We start from the raw sequence: 23,961 nt of genomic DNA, 5'->3' as shown, positions 1-23,961 counted from the left end.
CCGGATGAGCCAGTTCACCGTGCTCGCCGACGGCGGGGCCCGCCAGGGCGAGGCCGACCTGTGGTGCAGCTACGCCGCGGTGCGCACGCTGCACTGGCTCGGCGAGGAGCCGGGCCGCCCGGCCGACGTGCTCGGCTACGTGCTCTCCCGGCAGAACGCGGACGGCGGCTTCGCCTGGCAGCGCGGCCTGCCCTCCGACATCTGGGCCACCTACTACTGCGCGCAGACGCTGTCCGACCTCGGGCAGCCGGTGCCGCGGGCGGAGCAACTGGTCGACTGGCTGGCCCGGCTGCGCACCGCGGACGGCGGCTTCGCGATGACACCCGGTCAGGGCGCCGACATCTGGGCGGCGTACTACGCCACCCGGGTGCACGCCGAGGTGGTCCGGGTGCCGGTGCCCGATCCGGCGGCGCTCGGCCGCTGGCTGGCGGCCGCGCAGCACGAGTCCGGCGGTCTCGCCTGGAGCCCGGGCGGTGCGGAGCCGGACGTGCGGGCGAGCTACTACGGCGCGCTCGCCTGGCGGGCGGCCGCCGGCGCGGCCGCGGCGCCGTGGCGGGACGAGGCGCTGGTGGCCTGGGTGCGCGACCAGCAGGTGGACGGCGGCGGCTTCCGCTTCGCCCCCTCCTCCCAGCCCTGCCTGTGGGGCACCTTCCGGGCCGTCCGGGCACTGGACGCGCTCGGCGCCAAGCCGCGGGATCCGGCCGGTGTGCTGGCCTGGATGGACGCCCGGCGGCTGCCGCACGGCGGGTTCGAGCGCTGGGAGGGGTACGGGGCTTCGGACGTCTGGGCGTGCTTCAGCGCGGTCGGCGCGTACCAGACCCTGGGCAGCGGCTTCGACCCGGTGGACCGCGAGCAGATCGCCGACCAGGTCCGGGGCTGCCAGCTCCCCGAATCCGGCTTCACCTACACCCTGCCCTCGCACGCCGGCGACAGCCTGGCGACCGCGGCGGCGGTGGTGCTGTGCGCGCTCCGGCCGGCCGCCGACCCGGCCCGCCCGCAGGCGCTGGTGGGCTGGCTGCAGCGGGCCCACCTGCCGTACGAGGGCGGCGTGATGTACATGCCCGGGCGCGGCGCCGAGGTCCGCTGCACGCTGTGGGCCGTCGAGGCGCTCGGTGCGGTCGGCTCCGCGCTGGACTCCGGGCGGCTCGGCGCCTGGGTGCGCGGCCTGCAGAACACCGACGGCGGCTTCGGCTACTGGCTCGGCCGGGGCTCGGACCTGGTCTCCACCGCCAGCGCCGTCGAGGCGCTGGCCGCCGCCGGGCTCGATCCGCGGGAGTGGATCCGGGTGCCGCAGGCGCTCGGCTTCCTGGCAGGCTGCGGCACCGGCGGCCGCTATGCCCCGGTGCCCGGCGCGGAGCCGACCCTGGCCGCCACCGCGCAGGCCGCGCGGGTGCTGCAGCTGCTCGGCGAGAGCGCCGCCGCGCATGCCGTCGGCGTCGAACTGTCCACGCTGAGCGGCCCGTTGGGTGGCTTCGGCGCGGCCTCCCGGGGCCTTCCCGACCTGCTGTCGACCTACCAGGTGATCCTCACCCAGCACGTGCTCGGCCTGCCGGTCGACCTGGACGGGCTGCGCCGGTTCCTGGCCAAGGTCCGGGTCGGTTCCGGCTTCGCCTGGAGTCCGCTGAGCCGGCAGCCGGCCGGCCTGCTGGCCGCCTGCCTCGGCAGGCAGCTCACCGTCCTCGCCGCCAGCGACGCGGCACCGACCCGCCTGCTTCGGCTGAACCTGTAGGCCGTGCCCGCCCGAAGGGAGCACCACCCGTGCCGACCACCAAGGTCGAGACCCCGCTCGCCGATCCGCTCTTCGAGCGCGAGGTGGCCAAGCGGCTGAGCTTCTGGTGGCGCCGGCAGGGCGTCGACATCAACCACGTGATCACCCGATTCGCCGACCTGCCCGGCGACCGGGTCTTCAGCGGGCCGTTCCCGCTGGCCGGCGCCGGGGGCGACCCCGCGGAGCTGTTCGCCGTCGTCACCTGCGTGGTCTCGCACGACCGCGACCCCGCCTTCCGGCGCGAGTACGCCCGCACCGTGCGCGCCGCGCTCGGCGCCCGCATCCCGGCCGACCGCGTCTTCCTTTCCTTCGAACCCACCGATCCGGCCGACCACTTCGCCCCGGGCGACACCTGGGCCGAGCCGTCCGAGGAGATACTGTGACCGCGATCCCCGCCGACGCCGCCACCCTGCGCGACCCCCTGCGGGCGGCCCTCGCCGCCCTGCTCGACCACCCGCTGACGGCCGCCGAGGACGAGGTCTCGCTCGCCGAGATCGTGCCCGAGCGCTACGACAGCCTCGGGGTGCTGGACGCCGTCGGGCTGGTCGAGAAGGACTTCGGCGTCTCGATCGACCTGGTCGTCGACGACCTGCGTTCCTCCTTCTTCAGCGTGGCCTCCATCGCCGCGCTGGTGGAGCGCAAGCGGCGCGACGCGGCCGTCCTCGGCCTGCTGTCGTGAGCGTCCGACTCGCCGGGCGGGAGGTGGAGTTCACCACCTCGGGCTCCACCGGGGCACCGCAGCGGTGGCTGCGCACCGAGCAGCAGATCGAGGCCGAGGCCGAGCTGCTGGCCGGGTTGTGCGCGGCGGACGGCGTGGACGGGGTGATCTCCTACGCGCCGCCGCGCCACCTCTACGGGCATCTGCTCAGCCTCGCCGTGCCGCGCCGGCTGGGCGTGCCCTGCCTGCAGGCCGGTCTGACCGTCCCGCTGACCCGGGCGGCGGCCGACTGGCGCCGGCCGGTGATCGCCGCGGTGCCGGCCGCGTTCGCCGTGCTGGCCCGCAGCCTGCCCCGGCTGGCCGCGGCCGAGCGGATCACGCTGGTGCACAGCAGCGCCGTGCTGCCGCCTGCCGCCCTCGAGCTGCTGGAGAGCCTCGGCGAACGGGCCCGGCTGGTCGAGCTCTTCGGGGCCACCGAGACCGGGCTGATCGCCACCCGGACCGGCGGCGCCGGCGACTGGACGCTCGCCGCGGACACCCGGTTCGCCCCCGACGGCAGCACCGAGGACGCCCCGGCCGGCGTCCGCCCGCTCCGGATCGCCGGCCCCCGGCTGGCCCGGCGCCCGGACCGGCCGGCACCGGCCGTCGCGGAGACCGGGGACCTGGTCACCGTGCTCGACGGGCGGACCTTCCGCTGGCACGGCCGCGGCGGCCGCCTGGTCAAGGTCAACGGCCTGCGGGTCGACCTGGACGAGATCACCGCACGGCTCTGCGCGGCCGTCCCCGGGGTGGCGATCACCTGCCGCCCCGAACCCGACGCGCTGCGCGGCGAGTGGTACGCCGTGCACGCCGGCACCGACGACCCGCGGCTGCTCGCCGCCCTGCGCGAGGCGCTGCGGCTGCTGCCGGCCGGCGCGCAGCCCCGCGCCCTCCACCCGCACCCGCCCCTCGACCGGGAGGTCCGATGACTGACACCGCCGCCGCCCTGCGGACCCTGGTCCGCGACGCCACCAGGTTCCCGCACTTCCGCGACAAGTACGGAAAGGTGGACCTCGACGGCGACTTCGACCTCGCCGAGCTCCCGGAGATGACCCGCGAGGACGTCACGGTGGCGGCCGAGCAGGCCGCCGCGCACCGCCCGCGGGCGGGCTCCGCCTACCTGTTCACCAGCGGCGGGAGCACCGCCGAGCCCAAGCTCGCCTGGATCCCCACCGAGATGCACCTGGGCGAGCTGACCCGGCACTGGCAGCCGCTGACCGACACCGACGTGCTGGCCAACCTGGCCAGCCCGGGCCGGCTGTGGTCCGCGCACTACTGCTACAACCGGGTGGCGGAGCTCGCCGGCGCCGACGTGATCGGGCTCGGCCACGTGGCGGACGAGGAACTCGGCCAGTGGCTGTCCTTCCTGACCAGGCACGGCACCACGGCCGTCGCCGGCACCCCCTCGCAGCTGGAGCGGATCCTGCGGTACTGCGAGCGGACCGGCCACCCGTTCGCCGGCACGCTGCGGGTCGGCATCTGGTTCGGCGAGCCGTGCGGCCCCGAACTCCCGCTGCTGCGCGACCGGGTGGCACCCGGCCTCGGCCTGTGGGGCCACTACGGCTCGACCGAGACCTGGGTGATCGGGCACAACGGCCCCGGCTGCCCGGTCGACACCTTCCACCTGCTGCCGTACCAGCACGTGGAGTTGGCCGACGGCGCGGTCCTGGTGAGCACCCTGCACCCCGGGGCGGTGGCCCCGGTGATCCGCTACCGGATCGGCGACCGGGCCGAGGAGGTCGCCTGCCCGTGCGGACGGGCCGGGCGGGCGCTGCGGATCGCCGGCCGGGAGGGCTCGCTGGTGAAGTTCGCGGGCACCCTGGTCGGCCCGCACCAGCTGGTCGCGATCGCCAAGGAGCTGCCCGGCGTCACGGCGGCCCAGATCGTGCTGACGGGCGACGCCGGGATCGCCGAGCGGATGGAGGTGCTGGTGGTCGGCGAGGCCGCCGAGGACGCCGTCCGGGCGCACCTGCTGGCCTCCCAGATCGACCTGGGCTTCGCCCTGCGCGGCGATGACGAGGAGTTCACCGTCCGCCGGGTCGACACCCTGCCGGCCAATCCCCGGACCGGCAAGACCCCGGACTTCCGCTGGGTGCAGGCCCACTGATGCCGACCCACGACCGGCCGCTGCCGACCCCCCGGCAGCTGCTGCTGCCGCTGGCCGAGCGCGACCGCCTGCTCGCCGAGGGCGCCCTCGACCCCGTCGCGTACCGGGCGGCGCTGCTGGAGCACATCCGGCGCGCCGACCCGCTGGTGCGCGCCTTCGTCGACTGGCGGCCCACGGACGTGGCCGGTGCGCCGCTGCCCGAGCGGCTCTCGGTGACCTACAAGGACACCATCCACGTGGCGGGCCACCCGACCCGGCTGGGGATCCGCAGCGGCTACCGCGAGTACCCGACCGCCTCGGCCGAGGTGGCCGCCCGGCTGGCCCGGCGCGGGCTGCACTGCCTGGGCAAGGTGACCACCACCGAGTGCGCGCTCGGAACGGCCAAGCCGAGCCGCAACCCGGTGCACCCGCACGTCTCGACCGCCGGCTCCTCCTGCGGTTCGGCGGTCGCGGTCGCGGCCGGCTTCTGCGACCTCTCGGTCGGCAGCGACTCGGGCGGTTCGCTGCGCTGGCCCGCCGTGTACTGCGGGGTGACGGCCCTGCGGGTCACCCCGCGCCCCGCGCTGCTGGCCGGGGTGCACGCGGTGTCGCCCCGGATGGAGTCCGTCGGGCTGGTCACCAGGACCGCGGCGGACCTCGGCCGGCTGTGGCACCACCACGCGCTGGCGGAGTGCTTCGGCGCGCCCCCGGTCGAGCCGCCGGCGCAGCTGCGCTTCGCGGTCGCCGCGCCCCCGGCGGAGCCGCTGCATCCTGAGGTCCAGGCGCTGCTGGACGCGGTCGCCCGGGTGCTCGGCGAGCGGGGCCACCGGCCGGTGCGGGCCGAACTGGACGAGGTCTGGGCGCTGCGCGCGCCGGCCGGCGAGCTGCTGGCCCGCGAGGGCTACGACAGCTACGGCCCGCTGGTCGGCGCGCCCGGTGCCGAGCTCGGCCCGGACACCCTCGCGGCGATCGGGCGCGGCACCGCCGTGGACGATGCCCGCCGCGCCGTGCTGCGGGCCGGTCAGGACCGCGCCGAGGCCCTGCTGACCGCACTGCTGCGCGAGCAGCTGGACGTGCTGGTGCTGCCGCTGGAGGCGGGCCTGCCGGACCTGGTCGGGGTGCCGGGCGATCCCGCGCTCGGGGCCGGCGGGGAGCTGACCCTGATCGCCAACTACGCCCGGCTCCCGGTGCTGGCGCTGCCGCTGGCGCGCAGCGGGCAGGACTCGCCGCTGGGCGTCCAGGTGCTCGCCGCCCCCGGCGCGGACGGCCTGCTGGTCGCGGTGGCCGACATTCTTGAGCAGCTCGCTGGGTCGATCACCCACACGATGAGACGGACGGCAGACGTATGACGAGTGCACCCACACCGCGCGGCGCGGTGGTCCTGCTCGGGGCGATGCTGGGCGGGCGGTACCCGGAGCTGGTGCCGGCCGCGCTGCGCCGGGGCCTGACCGTGCTGGGCATCGACACCGACACCCCGCGCGCCCGGCGCTTCGACCGGGCCCGGCAGGAGAACCCCGAGCACCCGCTGGCCGGCCTCGCCGAGATCGCCTGGCTGCCCGGGGAGCGGCACGAGGAGATCGTCCAGCAGGTGCTGGACTGGCACGCCGCGTACGAGGTCCGGGCGGTGGTCCCGTTCGGCGAGGACTACGTGGAGGCCACCGCGCTGGTGGCCGACCTGCTCGACCTGCCGGCCCCCGGGCTGCGGGCCGGCCGGGTGTGCCGCAACAAGCTGCTGCAGCGGCGCTACCTGGCCGACTGGAGCCCGCGCTCGACCCTGCTGCCCGGCGCCGATCGGGCGGACCGGGCGGCCGGCTGGGAGACCTTCCCCGCAGTGGTCAAGCCGCTGGACGGGCAGGCCAGTTCGGGTGTGGAGCGGGTGGACGACCTGGCGCAGCTGACGGCCGTGCTGGCCGAGCGGGACGAGGCCGAGGCGCTGCTGGTCGAGGAGCTGGTGGCCGGCCACGAGGTGTCGGTCGAGTCGCTGGTGCAGGGCGGCGCCCCGGTGTTCGCCGCGGTCACCGGCAAGCGCACCAACGAGGGCGCCGGCCCCGACGAGGCGGCGCGCTTCTTCGTCGAGCTGGGCCACACCGTGCCCGATCCGGACCTCTCCCCCGCGGCCCGGCGGGCGGTGCTCGCGGCCAACGCCGCCGTGCTGGCCCGGCTGGACTTCCGGGACGGCATCGCGCACGCCGAGTACCGGGTCACCGCCGAGGGCGAGGTCCGGCTGATGGAGATCGCGGCGCGGGCCGCCGGCGACAACATCCTGACGCTGTACCACCTGGCCACCGGCGCCCCGCTGGAGGAGGCGGTGCTCACCATCGCCCTGGGCGAGCCGACCGAGTACCCCGAGCCGCGCCGCTTCGTGCGGCAGGTCTACCCGGAGCACACCCCCGGGGTGCTGCTGGACGTGACGGCGCCGGGCCTGGACACCGAGGTCAGCTGGCTCGCCGAGCACTGGATGTGGCCCGCCGTCAAACCGCTGTCCGACGAGCCGGGGGCGGTCCACATGATCGTCGCGGGCCGCGCCCGCGGCGACCGGCTGGCCGAGATCAAGGCATCCTCGGACCGCTCGGCCATGTACGTCATCGACGCGCCGACACCCGAGGCGCTCGACGCGCTCCAGGCCCGGGTGGACGCGGCGCTCACCGTGGAGGTCGACCCGAATGGCTGAATCCCGTACGGCCGCGGTCAAGCGGCTGGTCCGCGAGCGGCTGGACCCGCTGCGCCCGCCCGGCTACCGGCGGATCGCCGCCGCGATGCTGGTCACCAACGTCGGCAACGGCATGCAGTTCATCGCCAACTGCCTGCTGGTGCTGGAGATGACCCACAGCCCGCGGGCGGTGGCGCTGGTGCTGCTCACCGCGGCGATCCCGGGGGTCTTCTTCGGCCCGCTGATCGGCGTGGCGATCGACAAGTTCGAGCGCCGCTGGGTGTTCGCGCTGGCCGACACCGTCTCGGTGGCCACCCTGGCCGTCACGCTGGCCCTGATCGGCACCGGGCACCTGCGGACCTGGCACGTGTTCGCGATGGTCTTCGTGCTCGGGCTGACCGAGTCGACGGCGGTGCCCACCGGGACGACCATGGTGCGTGAGATCGTCCCGGTCCAGAAGCTGCTGGCGGCCAACGCCACCACCGGCGTGGCGGTCCAGATCGGCAACGTCATCGGCACCGCCTTCGGCGGGTTCCTGATCGCCGCGTCCTCGGTGACCTGGGTGCTGGCGATCAATCTGGTGTCGTTCACCGCCTCGGCGCTGTTCGTCTCCGGGGTGAAGACCGAGCGGGTGATCACCAAGACCGGCGGCGACGGCTGGCGGGAGACGGTCAAGCGGGCCGCGGCCGGCTTCACGTACCTGCGCACGCACCCGGCCACGCTGCCCTCGTACACCATGCTGCTGGTGCTGTTCGCGGTGCTGTACATGATGAACACCCTGGTGGCGCCGTACGCGGAGAGCGTGCTGCAGGTCGGGGCGAGCGGGCTCGGGTTCATCGACGCGATGTTCGCGGTGGGCGCGATCCTCGGCGGGCTGGCGCTGCCGCTGCTGACCGCGCGGCTCAACCGGGACCGGCTGGCCTGCTTCGGGCTGGTCGGCATGGGCATCACGCTGATCCTGCTCTGGCGGGCGGAGGGCCTGGCCCAGCCGATGGTGCTGTACGCCCTGGCGGGCATCAACTTCCAGGCCTTCTACATCTTCCGCACCCGGGTGCAGGAGCAGGTCCCGGTGGACATCCAGGGCCGGGTGATGGCGCTGCTGATCACCACCGTGGGCATCTGCCGGATGGCCGTGTACATCGTGCTCGCGGCCTTCGTCTCCACCCTCACACTGCGGCTGATCTACCTGTTCTGCGGGATCGCGGTGGTGGTCCTCGGAGTCGTCATGACCACCCACACGATCGTGCGGCGGGTCGAATCGCGTCCGCCGGAGAGCGAGCCCGAGCTCGTCCCGGCCACCTCAGGGAGGTAGCCCACCATGGAGAACCGACCCCCCGCCCTGCTGCTGGTCGGCGGGCTGACCGTGGCCTGGAACCAGCGCTACCTGGACGCCGCCCGGGCCCGCGGCCTGGCCGTCCTGGTGCTGGACGCGCCCACCGCGGCCGCCACCGCGCTGCTCGCCGACCCGGCCGCCGCCGGGCTGGCGCCGGGCGCGCTGGCCGAGGCCGCGCTGGTGGCGGCCGAGGACCACGCCGGCCTCGCCGACCGGGCGGCCGGCTGGGCCCGGGCGTACGACATCCGCGGGGTCTGCTGCCTGCGCGAGGAGTACGTGGAGGGCAGCGCCCTGGTCGCCGACCTGCTGGGCCTGCGCTCGCCCGGGCTGCGGGCCGCCCGGGTCTGCCGCAACAAGCACCTCCAGCGCCGCTACCTGGCGGACTGGAGCCCGGCCTCCGCCCTGGTGGCGGCCGGCTCGCGGGAGCGGATCGCGGCCGGCTGGCAGGACTTCCCGCTGGTCGTCAAGCCGGTCGGCCGGCTGGCCAGTTCGGGGGTGCGGCTGGCCGCCGACCGCGAGCAACTGCTCGACTCGCTCGGCGAGTACGGGCCGGACGAGACGCTGCTGTTCGAGCAGCGGGCGGCCGGCCCCGAGTACTCGGTGGAGTCGCTCAGCCTGGACGGCGAGGTGCGCTACCTCGGCACCACCGAGAAGCGCACCACCGAGGTCTTCGGTGACTACTTCGTCGAGATGGGGCACACCACCCCGGCACCGAGCCTGGACGAGGAGGCCCGGGAGCGGCTGTACACCGCGCACCGGGCGGTGCTGGCGCGCCTCGCGTTCGGCACCGGGATGGCCCACGCCGAGTACCGGCTCGGCCCCGACGGCCGGATCACCCTGATCGAGATCGCGGCCCGGCCGCCGGGCGACAGCATCATGGCGCTGCACTGGCTGGCCACCCTCGCGCCGCTGGAGGACGCCGTGGTCGCGGTCGCGCTGGGAGAGCCCCCGGCGCCGGCCCGCCCGCACCGGGTCGCCCGGCAGGTCTACCTGCCGCACCGGGCCGGCGTGCTGGACGCCTTGGAGGTGGCCGAGCAGTTGCGGACCCCCGCCCAGTGGTTCGACCCGGCGCTGGTCCGGCCCCAGGTGACCGCCTGCGGCGAGAGCGCCTCCCCGGCGGCGCTGCGCTGCGTGGTGGCGCTGAAGCCGGTCGGCACGGTGCTGGAGCCGATCCGGCAGTCCGGCGACCGCGCCGCGATGTTCGTGGTGGACGCCCCGACGGCCGAGGCACTGGACGAGATCGAGCAGCGCTGCCTCGCGGCGATCTCGCTGCGGACCCGAGACTGAACGGACGACACCCGACCATGTCAGCACTGTCCACCGTGCGGAGCGCACCCGCACCGGCCCCCGCGCCCGCGGCGGCCCCCGAAGCCGGCTGGCCGTCCCCGCAGGCGGTCACCGAGGTGTCGGCCCGGCTGCGCGCGCTGCCGCCGCTGGTCGCCCTCGGCGACTGTCTCGAACTGCGCCGCCGGCTGGCCGAGGTGGCCGCCGGCGGGGCCCACCTGATCCAGGGCGGGGACTGCGCGGAGCTGTTCGCCGAGGTCTCCGCGCACACCACCCGCCGCAAGGCCGCCCAGCTGCGCGAGCTGGCCGGCCTGCTGGAGGACGGCACCGGCCGGCCCGCCCTCGCGGTCGGCCGGATCGCCGGCCAGTTCGCCAAGCCCCGCTCCCAGCCCGTGGAGAGCGGACCGCTCGGCGAGAGCCTGCCGGTCTACCGGGGGGACGCCGTCAACGGCTTCGCCCCGACCGCCGAGGCCCGCACCCCCGACCCGGGCCGGCTGCTCACCGCGTACGAACTCGCCTCGGACATCCACCGGTACCTGGCCGCCGAGACCGAGAGCGCCGGGCGGCGGGTCTGGACCAGCCACGAGGCGCTGCTGCTGGACTACGAGCTGCCGCTCGCGCGGACCCTGGGCGACCAGCACTACGGCTCCTCCGGGCACCTGCTGTGGATCGGCGAGCGGACCAGGCAGCCGGACGGACGGCACGTCAGGGCGCTGGCCGCGCTGGCCAATCCGGTGGCGGTCAAGCTCGGCCCGGCCACCACCGCCGCCGATGTCGCCGAGCTGGTGGCCCGGCTCGACCCGGAGCGTGCCCCGGGCCGGCTCTCCTTCGTACTGCGCTGCGGCGCCGACCTGGTCGAGCAGGTGCTGCCCGGCCTGGTCCGCGCGGCCGCCGACGCGGGCGCCCGGCCGGTGTGGATCTGCGACCCGATGCACGGCAACACCGAGCGCTCCGCCGACGGCCGCAAGACCCGGCGGATGACCAGGGTGGCCGCCGAGATCCGGTCCTTCGTCCGGGTGCTGCGGCGCCTGGGCGAGCACCCCGGCGGCGTCCACCTCGAACTCACCCCGGACGACGTCACCGAGTGCGTGGCCGGGCCCGGCGACACGCCCGGCGCGGCCCGCTACTGGACGGCCTGCGACCCCCGGCTGAACCCCGCCCAGGCGCGCTTCGCGACCGCCGTGTTCATCGAGGAGGCGCGGTGATCCCGCTGGGTACCGGCGAGTTGAGCGCCGCGCAGGTGGCCCGGCTGGCCGTCCGGCCGGTGGGCCGACGGCTCGGCCTGGACGAGGCGACCGCCGGGCGGATCGACGCCTCGGTGGAGCTGCGGGACCGCCTGGTCGCCTCGGGCGAACCGCTGTACGGGGTGACCACCGGATTCGGCGACCGCAACATCGGCCAGATCGCGGCCGACCGCGCCGCGGCCCTCCAGCACAACCTGGTCCGCTACCACCTGGTCGGCAGCGGGCCCGAGGCCGCCGACGACGTGGTCCGGGCGACCATGCTGGTGCGCGCCAACTGCCTGGCCCGCGGGTACTCCGGGGTGCGCCGGGAGGTGATCGGCCTGCTGCTGGACTGCCTGGCCGAGGACATCCTGCCGATCGTGCCGGAGCGCGGCTCGGTCGGTGCCAGCGGCGATCTGGTGCCGCTGTGCTACCTGGCCTCGCTGCTGATCGGCGAGGGCGAGGCGCGGCACCGCGGTGAACGGGTCACCGCCCGTCAGGCGCTGGCGGCCGCCGGGCTGCGGCCCCTGGTGCTGCAGCCCAAGGAGGCGCTGGCGCTGATCAACGGCACTTCCTTCATGTCCGGCTTCGCGGTGCTGGCCGCCGCCGAGGCGCGCCGGCTGGCCGAGGTCGCCGAGGTCTGCACGGCGCTCACCGTCGAGGTGCTGCTGGGCAACCGCGACCACTACCACCCCGTGATCCACCGGCAGAAGCCGCACCCCGGACAGGTCCGCTCGGCGGCCGCGATCCGGCGGCTGCTGGAGGGCTCCCTGCTCGCCCGGGACCACGCCCAGGTGCTGCGAGCCAACGGCGCGGCCGGGTCGGACGGCTACCGCCGGCTGGAGCACCCCATCCAGGACCGGTACTCGGTGCGGTGCGCACCGCACGTGGTCGGCGTGCTGCACGACACCCTGGACTGGGTGGACCCGTGGCTGGACACCGAGGTCAACTCCACCAACGACAACCCGCTGTTCGACGCGGACAGCGGGCGGGTGCACAACGGCGGCAACTTCTACGGCGGGCACGTGGGCCTGGCGATGGACGCGCTGCGGGTGGCGGTGGCCAGCGTCGGCGATCTGCTGGACCGCCAACTGGCCTGCGTGGTGGACGAGAAGTTCAGCAACGGGCTGCCCGCGGGGCTGGTCCGCCCGGCCGAGCAGGGCGGCCCCGAGGCGGGCCTGCACCACGGCTTCAAGGGGGCCCAGATCGCCTGCTCCGCGCTGGTCGCGGAGGCGCTCTCGCAGGGGATGCCGACGACCGCGTTCTCGCGCTCGACCGAGGCCCACAACCAGGACAAGGTCAGCATGGCCACCATCGGCGCCCGGGCCACCCGGAGCGTCACCCGGCTGGTCTTCGAGGCGGCGGCGATCCAGCTCGCGGCGCTCTGCCAGGCGGCCGACCTGCGCGGCGCCGAACGGCTCGGGCCCGGCACCGCGGCGGCCCACCGGCTGGTCCGCACCCACCTGGCGTTCATGACCGAGGACCGCCGGCTGGACACCGAACTGGCCTCGCTCGCCGAGGCGTTGCGCACCGGCGCGCTCGCGCCGGCCGCCGCCGCCGACGACGAGCCGGCCCCGAGGATCGAGGAGACGACCCATGTCTGAGGTCTCGACCGTCCCGAGCGGCGCGAGCGGCGTCTCGGCCGCGGTGACCGGCTACCTGGCCGGGCTCGGCCCCGAGCCGGTGGAGCCGGCCCGACCGCCGGCCGTGCTGGCCCTGCCGCTTCGGCAGCGGCTCGCCCTGCTCGCCTCCGGGGAGCTGGCACCGGCCGAGTGGAACCGGGCCGCCGACGACTGGAGCCGCGAGGCCGACGCCCGCTACCGGGCCTGCGCCGAACTGCGGCCCGGGGGCCCCGCGGCGGCCCCGCTGCGGCTCGGCGTGAAGGACACCGTGGACGTGGCGGGCTTCGCCACCCGGCTCGGACTGCGCCGCTACCGCCACCATCCGGCGCGCGGCGCGCGGGTGCTCGACGGGGCGCGCGCCCTGGCCACCATCGCCAAGCTGGTCACCACCGAGCTCAACATCGGGATCGGCTCCGGCTGCGGCAACCCGTGGTTCCCCCTGATCGACCCGGCCGGCTCCAGCACCGGGTGCGGGGTCGCCGTCGCCGCCGGGATCTGCGATCTGGCGCTGGGCACCGACGTGCTCGGCTCGGTGCGGTGGCCGGCCGGCCGGTGCGGGGTGGTGGGCCTGCGGATGACCCACGACCCGGCCGCCGTGCACGGGATGCTCCCGCTGAGCCCGTCGATGGACGCCCCCGGCTGGGTGGCACGGACCGCGGACGACCTCGCGGTGCTGGCGGAGGTCTCGGGGCTGCCGATCCCCCGCGCGGAGCGGCACCGGCAGCTGCGGATCGGCGTGGTCGCGGAGGTCGCCGAGGGCGGCGCCGAGGCCGAGATCCTGGCCGCGCTCGGGGCGACCGGCGAGCGGCTCGCCGCGCTCGGCCACCGGGTCCGGCCGGCCCGCCTGGGTGCGCTGTGGGGGCTGCGCGGCGCGGCCTGGGAGCTCTGCGCCCGGGAGGCCTGGGAGGGCAGCCGGGTCTGGGCCGGGCGGATCGCGGACGAGCTGTCGCCCTCGACCCGGCGGGCGCTGGACTCCGGCGCGGCGGTCGGCGACGAGCGGTGGAACGAGGTGCGGGCGCAGCAGGCCGCGGTACGGGCCGGGGTGCCCGGGCTGTTCGAGGACGCGGGGGTGGACGTCTGGCTGCTGCCGCTGGATCCGGACGTGCCGCGACCGCGGGGCGCGGCACGGGCCGCGTCCTCGCTGGTGACGCCCGGTCATCCGGACTACGACCGGGAGATCGGCTACACACCGGTGGCGAGCTTCGCCGGGCTGCCGGCGATCACGTTTCCGGTGGGCCGGAGCGGGGCCGCCCCGCTGGCGATGCAGCTGGTGGGGCGGCCGGGGGCGGAGGGGATGCTGATCGGCCTGGCGTCCGGGGTGGCGGCCGAGCCGGGGTGGCCCGCGACGGGTTGACCGCGTGGCTCAGTGGGCGGGTTGGGGTTGCGGCAGCAGGGTGTCGCGGAGCCGGCGGAGGTCGGCCGCGCGGCCCGGGTGGATGCGGTCGAAGAGGGCCAGGGCCTGGTCGGTGTGGTCGAGCGCGGCCGGGGTGTCGCCGGCGTCCTGGGCCAGGCGGGCCAGGCCCTCGTGGGCGACGCCCTGCTCGAAGCGCAGGCCGAGGTCGACCGCCAGCCGCAGGGCGCGCCGGTGACTGTCCAGGGATTCGTCGGGCGCGTTCCGGCTGTGGTGGATCGCCCCGATCAGATTGAGGGTCTGGCTCTCCAGGTCGCGGCTGCCGATCTCGCGGGCCGCCACCAGCGCCTCCCGGGCCCAGCCCAGGGCCGCGGCCTGGTCGCCGGTGGAGTGCAGCAGGTCGCCGAACGCCCACCGGGTCTGGGCCTCCACCTCCCGGGCCCCCAGCTCGCGGGTGCGGGCCAGCGCCTGCTCCAGGCAGGTCCAGGCCTGGTCGGTGTGCCCGAGCCGGGCGTGCACCCAGCCGACGTTGACCAGGTCGACGGCCTCCCGGAACGGGTTGTCCAGGCCCCGGCTCAGCGCCAGGGCGAGGCGGTGGTACTCCAGCGCCTGGCGGTAGTCGGCCAGGTAGCCGTGGACCACGCCGATGTTGCCCAGCACCGCCGCCTGGTCCCGCGCCGACCCCAGTTGCTCGAAGATCTCCAGCGCCGCCCGGTAGCGGTCCAGCACCTCGGGGTAGTCCCCGCGCAGCAGGCCGACGTGGCCGAGCGTCCACAGGGTCCGGGCCTCGCCGTGCCGGTTGCCGGTGGCCCGGCACAGCAGCAGCGCGCTGCGCAGCGTACGGACCGCCAGGTCGTAGCGGCCGAGCGCGCGGTGGGCGAGCGCGAGGTTGATCTGCACCTCGGCCCGGCCCTCCTCGTCCCCGGCGGTGCGGGTGGCGGCCAGGGCGTGCTGGTAGCCGGTCAGGGCGTCCTCGGCGAAGCCGTTGCGGACCAGCAGCGGGCCGACCGCCACGGCCAGCCGCCAGCTGCGTCCGAGGTCCTCCCCGCTCCAGTCGTGGGCGAGCACCGCGATGATGTTGGCCCGCTCGGCCGCCAGCATCTCGGTCGCGTCGGCCACCGTGCGCAGCCCCGGGATGGCGCCCGGTGCCTCGCCGGCCGGCCGGGTCTGGCGGCCCGGGTCGGAGACCTCGGCGGCACAGCGCGCCAGGGTGAGGTAGTGCTCGCGCAGGCGGCGCAGCGCGGCGAGGCGGCCCTCGCTCTGCTCCTCGTGCTCCGCCCGGGCCAGGGCGTACTGGTGGATGAGGTCGTGGAAGTAGTAGCGGCCGACGGTGTGCTGGCTCAGCAGGTGGGTGTCGAACAGCTCCTCCAGCAGCACCTCCGCCTCGGCCACGGTGGAGCCGCTGAGGACGGCGGCGGTCAGCGCGTCGAAGTCGTGGCCGGGGTGCAGGCCGAGCAGGCGGAAGAGCCGGCGCTGGGGCTCGCCGAGCTGGAGGTAGGACACCTCGAAGGCGGCGGCCACGCTGCGGTCCCCGGCGACGAGTTCGGCGAGCCGGCGCTGGCGGTCGCGGAGCCGGTCGGCGAGGTGGGCGACGGTCCAGGCGGGGCGGTGGCGCAGCCGGGAGGCGGCGATCCGGATCGCCAGCGGCAGCCAGCCGCAGAGCGCCGCGACGTCCCCGATCGCCTCCCGCTCGTCGGTGGCGGTGCGCTCTCGGCCGGCGATCCGGACGAACAGGTCGGCCGCGTCCTCGGGAGCCAGCACCTCCAGCGACAGGTTGACGGCGCCGTCCAGCGCCGCGAGTCTTCGCCGGCTGGTGATCAGGACCAGGGCGTGGCCGGCGCCGGGGAGCAGCGGGCGGACCTGCCGGACGTCCAGGGCGTTGTCGAGGACCACCAGCACCCGCTGGTCGGCCAGCACCGAGCGCCAGGTGGCGGCCCGCTGGTCGACCCCGTCGGGGATCCGCTCGGGGCTGACGCCGACGTAGCGCAGCAGGCGGTCCAGCGCGGTGGCGGGGGCGATCGGGTCCTGGCCGGGGGTGTGGCCGTGCAGGTCGATGAAGAGCTGGCCGTCCGGGTAGCGGTCGGCCAGGGCGTGCGCGGCGCGGACGGCGAGGGTGGTCTTGCCGATGCCGGCCATGCCGTCGACCGCGGTGACCACCAGGGTGGAGCTCTCGGCCGAGTCGGCCAGCGCGACCAGGCGGCCGAACTCGTCGCCGCGGCCGGTGAAGTCGGTGATGTCGTAGGGCAGGAAGCGGCGCTGCTGGGTGCGGAACGCGCTGCTGTCGATCCGGGTGGCGGGCTCCGCGGGCGGCGTGCGGGCGGCCTCGGGGGCGTCGGCCGCCGGGCGGTCCAGGGCCGGGTCGCAGCGCAGGATCTGCCCGTGCAGCCGGCGCAGTTCGGCCCGGGTGTCCAGGCCGAGGTCGGCGGCCAGCAGCGCGCGGCCCTGCTCGTAGACCTCCAGCGCGTCGGCCTGCCGTCCGGCGCGGTAGAGGGCGAGCATCAGCTGGCGGCGGAACGGGTCGCGCAGCGGGTGGGCGGCGACCAGTCCGGACAGGGCGGGGATGAGTTCGGCCGGCTCGTCGGCGTCCAGCCGGACTTCGAACAGCCGCTCCATGGAGGTGAGCCGCTGCTCGTCCAGCCGGGTGGCGGCGATCCGGACGGCCCGGCCGTCCAGCCCGGACAGCGCCGGGCCCTCCCACAGGGCCAGGCCCTCGTCGAGCGCGGCCGCGGCGTCCTCGCGGCGGGCCTCGGCGAGGGCCAGGTCGGCGGCCTCCACGAGGCCGAGGTAGCGGTAGACGTCGACCCGCTCCCGCGGGATCCGGGCCAGGTAGCCGCGGCCGTCGGTGACGATCGAGCCGCGCAGCGGGCCGAGTGAACGGCGCAGCGCCGCGATGGCGTTGTGGACCTGGCGGCGGGCGGTGTCGGGCGGGTTGTCGTCCCACAGCGCGTCGACCAGGGTGTCGAACGGGACGACCCGGTCGGCGCCGAGCACCAGCATCGCGAGTAACTTCTCCTGCCGCGGGCCGTTCAGGTCCAGCTGCCGTCCGCCGACGTGCACCCGGACCGGACCCAGCAGCCCGATTCCCCATTCCTCGCTGCTCACGAGAGTACCGTCCTTCGGGCTTCGGATAGCGGTGGACGACCCGGATCATATATATCAGCAGTCGTAGCGGCTCCGGATTCTCGAACTCCGGGCCGGAGTTGGGACGGTGGCGGCGCGCGCGGGCCGCGGGGAGGCGCGGCGGCCGATGGCGGACCGGGCGGATCAGGCAGGTCGGACGGATCGGTCGGATCAGGCCGAGCGGGCGGAGCGGGGGCGGGCCGAGGAGGCCCGGGGCTTCCAGCGGACGCTGCTGGTGCTGGGGGCGGTGCTGGTGCTCGGCCTGCTCGCCCAACTGCCGGCCGACTGGGGGGCTCCGGCGGCCGGCTCCCGGGTGCGGGACGCCGCCCGGCTGGTGTGGCCGCAGGGGTGGAACCTCTTCGACGACGGCGCCGGAGCCCCGGAGCTGGCCGCCTACCGGCGGGGCCCGTCAGGCTGGACCAGCGCGCTGCTCACCCCGCACGCCCAGGCCCGTAACAGCTGGGGGCTGGACCGCGGCCCGCGCGCCCAGATCGGTGAGGTCGCCGCGCTGGCGGACCTGGTGCCACCGGACGCCTGGCGGCCCTGCGGCGCCCCGACGCCGGACGGCTGCCGCTGGGTGCCGCCGGTGCTGGAGGTGGCCAGCCCGGCCGCCCGGCCGACCCTGTGCGGCGAGCTGGCGCTGACCGTGGAGTCGCTCGACCGCTGGGGCAGCCGGCCGGGCGGCGGCCGGCGGATCGACCGGGCCGTGCAGCTCCGGGTGGGGTGCCCGTGAGCCGGCTGCCGGCCCCGCCCCGGCCGGTGCTGCGGCCCGCTTCGGCGGCCGGCGGCCCGCCTGCGCCGCGCCACGGCCGGCTGCTGGGCGCGGGCCGCGCGCTGCTGGCGGTGGCCCAGGTGCTCACCCTGTTGTTCACCTCCGATGCGGAGCTGTTCCCCGGCGGTCCGCAGTGCGGCGGCGGGCGGCTGCTGACGCTCTGGTGCCTCGGCCCGCCGGACGTCGCGCCGGGCCTGCGCCACCTGCTCGCCGTACTCGGCCTGCTGCTGGTCGCCACCGGCTGGCTGCCGCGCTGGACCTGCCTGGTGCACTGGTACCTGACGTTCAGCCTGACCAGCACGATCGCGGGCGCGGACGCCGGGGACCAGGCCGCCCGGATCGGCACCCTGCTGCTGCTCCCGCTGCTGCTGGGCGACACCAGGCGGTGGATCTGGGCCCGCCCGCCCGTGGCGCCCGCGCCCACCTGGCAGGGGGCCGGCCGGGCCGCACTGCTCCTGCTGCGGCTCCAGGTGCTGATCGTCTACACCCAGGCCGCCGGCTCCAAGCTGCTGGATCCGCTGTGGCGGGAGGGGACGGCGCTGTACTACTGGCTGCACAGCCGCTACTGGGGCAGCTCGCCGGGGCTGCTCCCGCTGCTGGAACCGGCCCTGGAGCACGGCTGGTCGGTGCGGGCACTGACCTGGACGGCGATCGCGCTGGAGCTGGGGATCGCGGGGTGCATGCTCGCCCCGGGCCGGCTGCGGCGGTGGGCGGTACCGGCGGCGGTGCTGCTGCACGGCGGGATCGCGGTCTTCATGGGGCTGCCCGGGTTCGCCCTCACCATGGTCGGCCTGGTGCTGCTGGCCTGCGCCGACATCCCCGCGCTCGGGCGGCGGTGGTGGCCGATGCACTTCTGATGTAACCGGGCCGCAGACTGAGGGGCGGTCAACCACGCTCCCGCACCGCGGGGTGAACGACCGTCGAACGGATCGGCCCGCGGGGCACGGTCCTTGGAGAAGGAGCGGTATGAAGCCGGCATGGCTCGTGGCATGCTTCGTCGCGGCGGTGGCCGTACTCACCGTCGTGTCCCAACCAGCCGCACCGGCGCACCCCGTGCACCGGATGCAGGCCAGTGATGGCTGCCCCTCGATCGGGCCCTGCTAGAGAAGGAGGGACTGCCATGACACGTCTGGTGGTTGTGTCCGGCGGCGGCAGCGGCATCGGCCGGGCGGTCGCCGAGGGCTTCGCCGAGGCCGGCGACGACGTTCTGATCATCGGCCGCCGGGCCTCGACCCTGGAGGAGGCCGCCGCGGCCGTGAACGCCGCCGTGGCGGGCGAGCGGGTCTCCTGGCGGGCGGCCGACCTCACCGACCTCGCGGACATCGAGAAGGTGGCGGCGCAGCTGGCCGAGGGCGGTCGCAGCGTGGACGTCCTGGTCAACAACGCGGGCGGGTTCTACGGGCTGGACCAGCCCGACACGCTGGCCGGCTACGCGGCCCAGTGGCGGGCGAACTTCGAGGGCAACGTGCTGCCGGCGGTGCTGCTGACCGAGGCGCTGCTGCCGCAGCTCACCCGGCCCGGCGCCCGGATCCTCACGCTCTCCTCGATCGCCGCGCTGCGCGGCCCCGGCACCTACGGCGGCGCGAAGGCGGCGCTGCACCCGTGGAACGCCGAGCAGGCCGCGGCCCTCGGGCCGCAGGGCATCACGGCGAACATCATCGCGCCGGGCTTCGTGGAGGACACCGAGTTCTTCGGGGAGCGGATGACCCCGGCGGGCCACGCGGCCCGGGTGGCCCAGACCCTGGTCGGCAAGGCCGGCCAGGCGACCGAGATCGCGGCCCTGGCCCGCTACCTCGCCTCGCCCGAGGCCGGGTTCGTCACCGGCCAGATCTACCAGATCAACGGCGGGGCGCTGCTCGGCCGCGGCTGACCGGCTCCCGCCTTGGCCACGGTCGCGGTGCCCCGCTCGGGTGCCGGCACCGTGGCCAAGGCGTCCCGGCTCTGGTACGACTGGGATTCATGCAGCCACCCAGCCACGGCCCGGCGGCCGAGCACCCGCCGCACCGGCCCACCCGTTCCAGGTACGACGCCGTGATCGTCGGCGGCGGGCACAACGGCCTGGTCGCCGCCGCCTACCTGGCCCGCGCCGGGCGCAGCGTGCTGCTGCTGGAGCGGCTCGGCCGCACCGGCGGCGCGGCCGTGTCCACCGAGGCCTTCCCGGGCGTGCCGGCCCGGCTGTCGCAGTACTCGTACCTGGTCAGCCTGTTGCCCGGCAAGGTGGTGGCCGATCTCGGGCTGAAGTTCGCGGTGCGCCGGCGGGAGGTCTCCTCGTACACCCCGACGCTCTCCGCGGGCCGGGCGACCGGGTTGCTGGTGACCGGGGACGAGGGGCGCACGGCCGAGTCCTTCCGGCAGCTCACCGGATCGGACCGGGAGTTCGACGCCTGGCGGGAGTTCTACGGCCGCACGGCGCGGGTCGCCCGGCGGGTCTTCCCCACCCTCACCGAGCCGCTGCCGAGCCGGGCGGAGCTGCGCCGGGCGGTGGACGACGAGGTGGCCTGGGAGATGCTCTTCGAGCGGCCGATCGGCGAGGCTCTCGAACGGCACTTCCGGCACGACCTGGTCCGCGGGGTGGTGCTGACGGACGCCCTGATCGGCACCTTCACCCATGCCCACGACCCGGGCCTGGCGCAGAACCGCTGCTTCCTCTACCACGTGATCGGCGGCGGCGACGGCGGCTGGCACGTCCCGGTGGGCGGGATGGGCGCGCTGACCGAGGCGCTGGAGGATGCCGCGGCGGCGGCCGGCGCGGAGCTGCGCACCGGCTGCGAGGTGACCGCGATCGACCCGGGCGGCGAGCTCGCCGAGGTGGCCTACCGGGTGGACGGGGTCGAGCACCGGGTCGGCGCGGGCAAGGTGCTGTGCAACGCGGCCCCGAGCACGCTGGCCCGGCTGCTCGGCGAGGAGCCGGCGGCGCCCGCCCCGCAGGGCGCGCAGCTGAAGGTGAACATGCTGCTCCGGCGGCTGCCCCGGCTGCGCGACGCCTCGGTGGACCCGCGTGAGGCCTTCGCCGGGACGTTCCACATCGCTGAGTCGTACCGCGAGCTGGAGGGGGCCTACCGGCAGGCCGCCGCCGGGGCGCTGCCCGCACCGGCACCCTCGGAGATCTACTGCCACTCGCTCACCGACCCCTCGATCCTGGGCACCGAGCTGGCCGCCCGCGGGTACCAGACCCTCACCCTGTTCGGCCTGCACACCCCGGCCGAGCTGTTCGCCCGGGACCGGGAGGCCGCCCGGCGGGCCGCCCTGGACGGGGTGCTCGCGGCGCTGGACGCGCACCTGGACGAGCCGCTCACCGAGTGCCTGGCCGTGGACGGCGACGGCCGCCCCTGCATCGAGTCGAAGTGCCCGCCGGACCTGGAGGACGAACTCGGCCTGCCCGGCGGCAACATCTTCCACCGCGACCTGCGCTTTCCGTACGGCGATCCGGGCGCCGACCGCTGGGGGGTGGCGACCGGCCGGCCGAACGTGCTGCTGTGCGGGGCGGGGGCGCTGCGCGGCGGCGGGGTGAGCGGCATCCCCGGGCACAACGCGGCGATGGCGGTGCTCGGAGGCTAGACACGGCCTAGGCCGTGGTGTGCGAACGGGCACCTCACCACCCCCGGTCGCCGGTGCGGCCGGCGTCTCGTCCATGATCATTGGCGGGCCCCCCGGAGCGGGACCGGCCTGCGGCGGACGGAGGAGCACGCGGATGGACAGTGGCTGGCGGCCGGGGCAGGCGGCCTCCGACCGGCCGGGCGGGCGCCCGGAGATGACGGACGGTCAGCCCGGCGCGGGCGGCGATCCGCAGGCGCAGCGGTGGTTCGCCACCCTGGCGGCGTACGCACCGGCGCCGGCCTTCGTGCGGGACGGCGAGGGCCGCTACCTGTGGGTCAACGCGGCCTACGCGCACCTCTACCAGCTGGAGCCGCAGGCGGTGGCCGGCCGGCGGGTGGAGGAGATCGACCGGCCGGCCGACGCGGCCCAGTTCCTGGCCCTGGACCAGGACGTGCTGGCCTCCCGCCGGCCGGTCCGGCACACCCTGGACTTCCGCCACCCCGACGGCACCCCGGGCCAGGTGGTCGGCCACCGGTTCGTCCTGGACAGCAGCAGCGGCCCCTGCGTCGGCGGCATCTACTCCGACGTCACCAGCCACACCCGCGCGGTGGAGGAGAAGGCGGCCGTCGACGAGGAGATGCACGCGCTGCGCGAGCGGACCGGGCTGGCGGTGGTCACCCTGACCCCGGGCGGCCTGGTGGAACGCGTCAGCGGCGGGGCCGCGCAGCTGCTCGGCACCTCCCGCGGCGCGCTGGAGGGCTCGGCCGCGCTCGACCACCTGGACCCGTCCACCGACCCGGCGCCGCCCGCCCGCCAGATGCGGGACCTGCTCGCCGGCCGGACCTCGCGCGGCAGCGCGCTGGTGCGCTTACGGGTGGCGGGCGGCGGCGGCCGGCTGCTGCGGGCCGATCTCGCGGCCGTCCGCGCCCAGGGGGTCACCGAGCGGGTGGTGGCGGTGCTGACCCCGCTGGGTGCGCCGAGCCCGAGGGCGGTCCGGGTCAGCCCGCTCCAGCTGAGGGTGCTGACCCTGATGGCCGGCGGCGAGCCGAACAGCGGCATGGCGACCCTGCTCGGCCTCTCCCGGCAGGCACTGGACTACCACCTGCGCCGGCTGCGGGAGCTGCTGCAGGCGGCCTCGCGCCCGGAGATGGTGGCCCGTGCCTACGCGCTGGGGATCCTGGACGCCACCGCCTGGCCGCCCCGGGCGACCTCCGGCGTCCTTCACTGCTGATCGGCGGCCGGCCGGGCGGCGGCGCGCCGCACCCTGCGCAGGGCGAGGGCGACCACGGCCAGCAGCACCCCGGTGCCGAGCGCGGCGTGCACCAGCAGCGCGTCCAGCCGGCCCGCCGCCAGGTACCCGCCGACGGCGAGCGCCACCAGCGCGCAGACCCCGCGGTCGATGATCGACTCCAGCGACAGCAGGGTCGCCCGGTACGGGGTGGGCGGGATGGCCGCGTTGATCAGGTTCCGCTGGACGGGGTAGGCGAGGCCGGTGGCGGCGGCGAAGACGCACAGCCAGCCGACCGTCGCCATCGCGCCGGACAGGCTGGTGGCGGCCAGCGACAGTGCCATCACCACGCTCAGCAGCGTCACCGCGGCGGTGTCGGACATCCGGGCCCGCACCCAGCCCGGCCGGGCGGAGCCGACCGCCTCGGCCACCGTCATCGCGGACAGCACCGCACCGTGGTCCGCCAGTGGCACCGCCTTGGCGAGCAGCAGCGGCTGGAACAGGTTGACCTGGCAGATCCGGGCCAGGGTGAAGATCGCCACGCCCTGCACCATCAGCGGCCCGAGCGCCCGGGAGCCGCGCAGCACCGCCAGCGCGTGGCGGGCGGAGTCCAGGTAGCCCCCGGCCGGCCGCTCCCCGCCCGGCCGGGCCGCACCGGCGGGCGCCTCGGGCAGCGCCGGCAGCGCGGTGGCGCAGGCCAGGGAGCCGAGCGTGCAGGCCGCCGTCAGCAGGTAGGGCGCCTGGTGCTGGATGCCCATCAGCACCCCCACCAGCGGCCAGCAGGCGATCTTCGCCCAGAGCCCGAACGCCCGCGCGGTGCCCTCCGCCTGCACGTAGTGCGCGCCCGCGCCCTCGGCGTGCAGGTAGTCGTAGAGGTACGCGCTGGAGGCGCCGGACACCAGCGAGCGGGCCGCCGCGATCGCCAGGAAGTGCAGCAGGAAGCCGGTGGCGGAGGGCAGCGCCACCGGCAGCAGGTTGGCGGCGGTCATCACCGCGGCCCCCAGTTGCAGGCAGCGACGGCGGCCGATCCGGTCGGCGACGAAGCCGGTGGGGATCTCCAGCAGGCAGAAGGCCACGTAGTAGACGCTCTGGATGCCGAAGATCTGATTATCCGTCAGACCGGCCTGGCGCTGGTACTGGTAGAAGACCGGCAGCCACCAGAGCAGGTTGAACAGCAGCTGGAAGCCGTTGTTCAGCCGGATCACGCGGCGGACCGGGGGCGGGGCGGGGAGGGCGCGGGGAGCGCGGGCGAGCAGGGACGGCGGCATGGTTCCTCGTCGGTGTGGGCGG

General features: G+C 76.0%; 19 protein-coding genes. 17 read left to right on the top strand and 2 right to left on the bottom strand.

Features of this window, described 5'->3' with window-relative positions; genetic code table 11:
* Window positions 1–4 precede the first annotated feature (4 nt).
* Genes AB0K43_RS10510 through AB0K43_RS10455 form a run of 12 tightly spaced genes read left to right on the top strand, consistent with a single transcriptional unit; the run spans window position 5 to window position 14,017 of the window.
* On the top strand, window positions 5–1,729 hold the full coding sequence (locus AB0K43_RS10510; protein ID WP_363637987.1) for a prenyltransferase/squalene oxidase repeat-containing protein: 1,725 nt from the start codon (window positions 5–7) through the stop codon (window positions 1,727–1,729).
* A 29-nt stretch (window positions 1,730–1,758) separates the two neighbouring features.
* The gene (locus tag AB0K43_RS10505) at window positions 1,759–2,151 is read left to right on the top strand and encodes a hypothetical protein (protein ID WP_363637985.1); all 393 of its coding nucleotides are present in this window, start codon (window positions 1,759–1,761) and stop codon (window positions 2,149–2,151) included.
* On the top strand, window positions 2,148–2,447 hold the full coding sequence (locus AB0K43_RS10500; RefSeq protein WP_363637983.1) for a hypothetical protein: 300 nt from the start codon (window positions 2,148–2,150) through the stop codon (window positions 2,445–2,447). Before AB0K43_RS10505 ends, AB0K43_RS10500 begins: the two co-directional genes overlap by 4 nt.
* The gene (locus AB0K43_RS10495; RefSeq protein WP_363637981.1) at window positions 2,444–3,394 is read left to right on the top strand and encodes a class I adenylate-forming enzyme family protein; all 951 of its coding nucleotides are present in this window, start codon (window positions 2,444–2,446) and stop codon (window positions 3,392–3,394) included. Before AB0K43_RS10500 ends, AB0K43_RS10495 begins: the two co-directional genes overlap by 4 nt.
* The gene (locus tag AB0K43_RS10490) at window positions 3,391–4,572 is read left to right on the top strand and encodes an AMP-binding protein (protein ID WP_363637979.1); all 1,182 of its coding nucleotides are present in this window, start codon (window positions 3,391–3,393) and stop codon (window positions 4,570–4,572) included. The genes AB0K43_RS10495 and AB0K43_RS10490 overlap by 4 nt, the downstream gene beginning before the upstream one ends.
* Window positions 4,572–5,900: an amidase gene (locus AB0K43_RS10485; RefSeq protein WP_363637977.1), complete on the top strand. Its 1,329-nt coding sequence runs from the start codon at window positions 4,572–4,574 to the stop codon at window positions 5,898–5,900. Before AB0K43_RS10490 ends, AB0K43_RS10485 begins: the two co-directional genes overlap by 1 nt.
* Window positions 5,897–7,222, top strand: coding sequence for an ATP-grasp domain-containing protein (locus AB0K43_RS10480; protein ID WP_363637975.1), 1,326 nt, complete (start codon window positions 5,897–5,899; stop codon window positions 7,220–7,222). Before AB0K43_RS10485 ends, AB0K43_RS10480 begins: the two co-directional genes overlap by 4 nt.
* The gene (locus AB0K43_RS10475; RefSeq protein WP_363637973.1) at window positions 7,215–8,513 is read left to right on the top strand and encodes an MFS transporter; all 1,299 of its coding nucleotides are present in this window, start codon (window positions 7,215–7,217) and stop codon (window positions 8,511–8,513) included. Before AB0K43_RS10480 ends, AB0K43_RS10475 begins: the two co-directional genes overlap by 8 nt.
* 6 nt (window positions 8,514–8,519) lie before the next feature.
* Window positions 8,520–9,821 (top strand): ATP-grasp domain-containing protein, encoded by a 1,302-nt coding sequence (locus AB0K43_RS10470; RefSeq protein WP_363637971.1) that lies wholly within the window; start codon window positions 8,520–8,522, stop codon window positions 9,819–9,821.
* A gap of 17 nt (window positions 9,822–9,838) precedes the next feature.
* Window positions 9,839–11,023, top strand: coding sequence for a 3-deoxy-7-phosphoheptulonate synthase (locus AB0K43_RS10465; RefSeq protein ID WP_363637969.1), 1,185 nt, complete (start codon window positions 9,839–9,841; stop codon window positions 11,021–11,023).
* Window positions 11,020–12,645 (top strand): aromatic amino acid ammonia-lyase, encoded by a 1,626-nt coding sequence (locus tag AB0K43_RS10460; protein WP_363637967.1) that lies wholly within the window; start codon window positions 11,020–11,022, stop codon window positions 12,643–12,645. The genes AB0K43_RS10465 and AB0K43_RS10460 overlap by 4 nt, the downstream gene beginning before the upstream one ends.
* Window positions 12,638–14,017 (top strand): amidase, encoded by a 1,380-nt coding sequence (locus AB0K43_RS10455; protein WP_363637965.1) that lies wholly within the window; start codon window positions 12,638–12,640, stop codon window positions 14,015–14,017. The genes AB0K43_RS10460 and AB0K43_RS10455 overlap by 8 nt, the downstream gene beginning before the upstream one ends.
* Before the next feature lie 9 nt (window positions 14,018–14,026).
* On the opposite strand, the gene AB0K43_RS10450 is transcribed toward AB0K43_RS10455, so the two are convergent.
* Window positions 14,027–17,116 carry a BTAD domain-containing putative transcriptional regulator gene (locus AB0K43_RS10450; RefSeq protein WP_363637963.1) on the bottom strand — a complete coding sequence of 1,030 codons (3,090 nt, stop codon included), beginning with the start codon at window positions 17,114–17,116 and terminating at the stop codon, window positions 14,027–14,029.
* A 145-nt stretch (window positions 17,117–17,261) separates the two neighbouring features.
* Between AB0K43_RS10450 and AB0K43_RS10445 the strand changes: the two genes are divergently transcribed.
* The 5 genes from AB0K43_RS10445 (at window position 17,262) to AB0K43_RS10425 (ending at window position 22,674) form a co-directional block, all read left to right on the top strand.
* Complete coding sequence (locus AB0K43_RS10445; protein WP_363637961.1) at window positions 17,262–17,867, top strand: hypothetical protein; 606 nt, start codon at window positions 17,262–17,264, stop codon at window positions 17,865–17,867.
* The gene (locus AB0K43_RS10440; RefSeq protein WP_363637959.1) at window positions 17,864–18,763 is read left to right on the top strand and encodes a sporulation-delaying protein SdpB family protein; all 900 of its coding nucleotides are present in this window, start codon (window positions 17,864–17,866) and stop codon (window positions 18,761–18,763) included. The genes AB0K43_RS10445 and AB0K43_RS10440 overlap by 4 nt, the downstream gene beginning before the upstream one ends.
* Window positions 18,764–19,026: 263 nt before the next feature.
* Window positions 19,027–19,776, top strand: a complete 750-nt coding sequence (locus tag AB0K43_RS10435; RefSeq protein WP_363637957.1) for an SDR family oxidoreductase — start codon at window positions 19,027–19,029, stop codon at window positions 19,774–19,776.
* Between the two features lie 89 nt (window positions 19,777–19,865).
* Window positions 19,866–21,464, top strand: a complete 1,599-nt coding sequence (locus AB0K43_RS10430; protein ID WP_363637955.1) for an NAD(P)/FAD-dependent oxidoreductase — start codon at window positions 19,866–19,868, stop codon at window positions 21,462–21,464.
* Between the two features lie 133 nt (window positions 21,465–21,597).
* Window positions 21,598–22,674, top strand: a complete 1,077-nt coding sequence (locus AB0K43_RS10425; protein WP_363637953.1) for a PAS domain-containing protein — start codon at window positions 21,598–21,600, stop codon at window positions 22,672–22,674.
* Here AB0K43_RS10425 and AB0K43_RS10420 read toward each other — a convergent pair.
* Window positions 22,665–23,939, bottom strand: a complete 1,275-nt coding sequence (locus tag AB0K43_RS10420; protein ID WP_363637951.1) for an MFS transporter — start codon at window positions 23,937–23,939, stop codon at window positions 22,665–22,667. The genes AB0K43_RS10425 and AB0K43_RS10420 overlap by 10 nt on opposite strands.
* Window positions 23,940–23,961: the final 22 nt, after the last annotated feature.

The organism is Kitasatospora sp. NPDC049258 (genome assembly GCF_040678895.1).
In the GTDB taxonomy this organism is placed as follows: Bacteria; Actinomycetota; Actinomycetes; order Streptomycetales; family Streptomycetaceae; genus Kitasatospora.
Note: the sequence above shows the minus strand (reverse complement) of the source record. Positions and strands in the feature narration are given on the sequence as shown.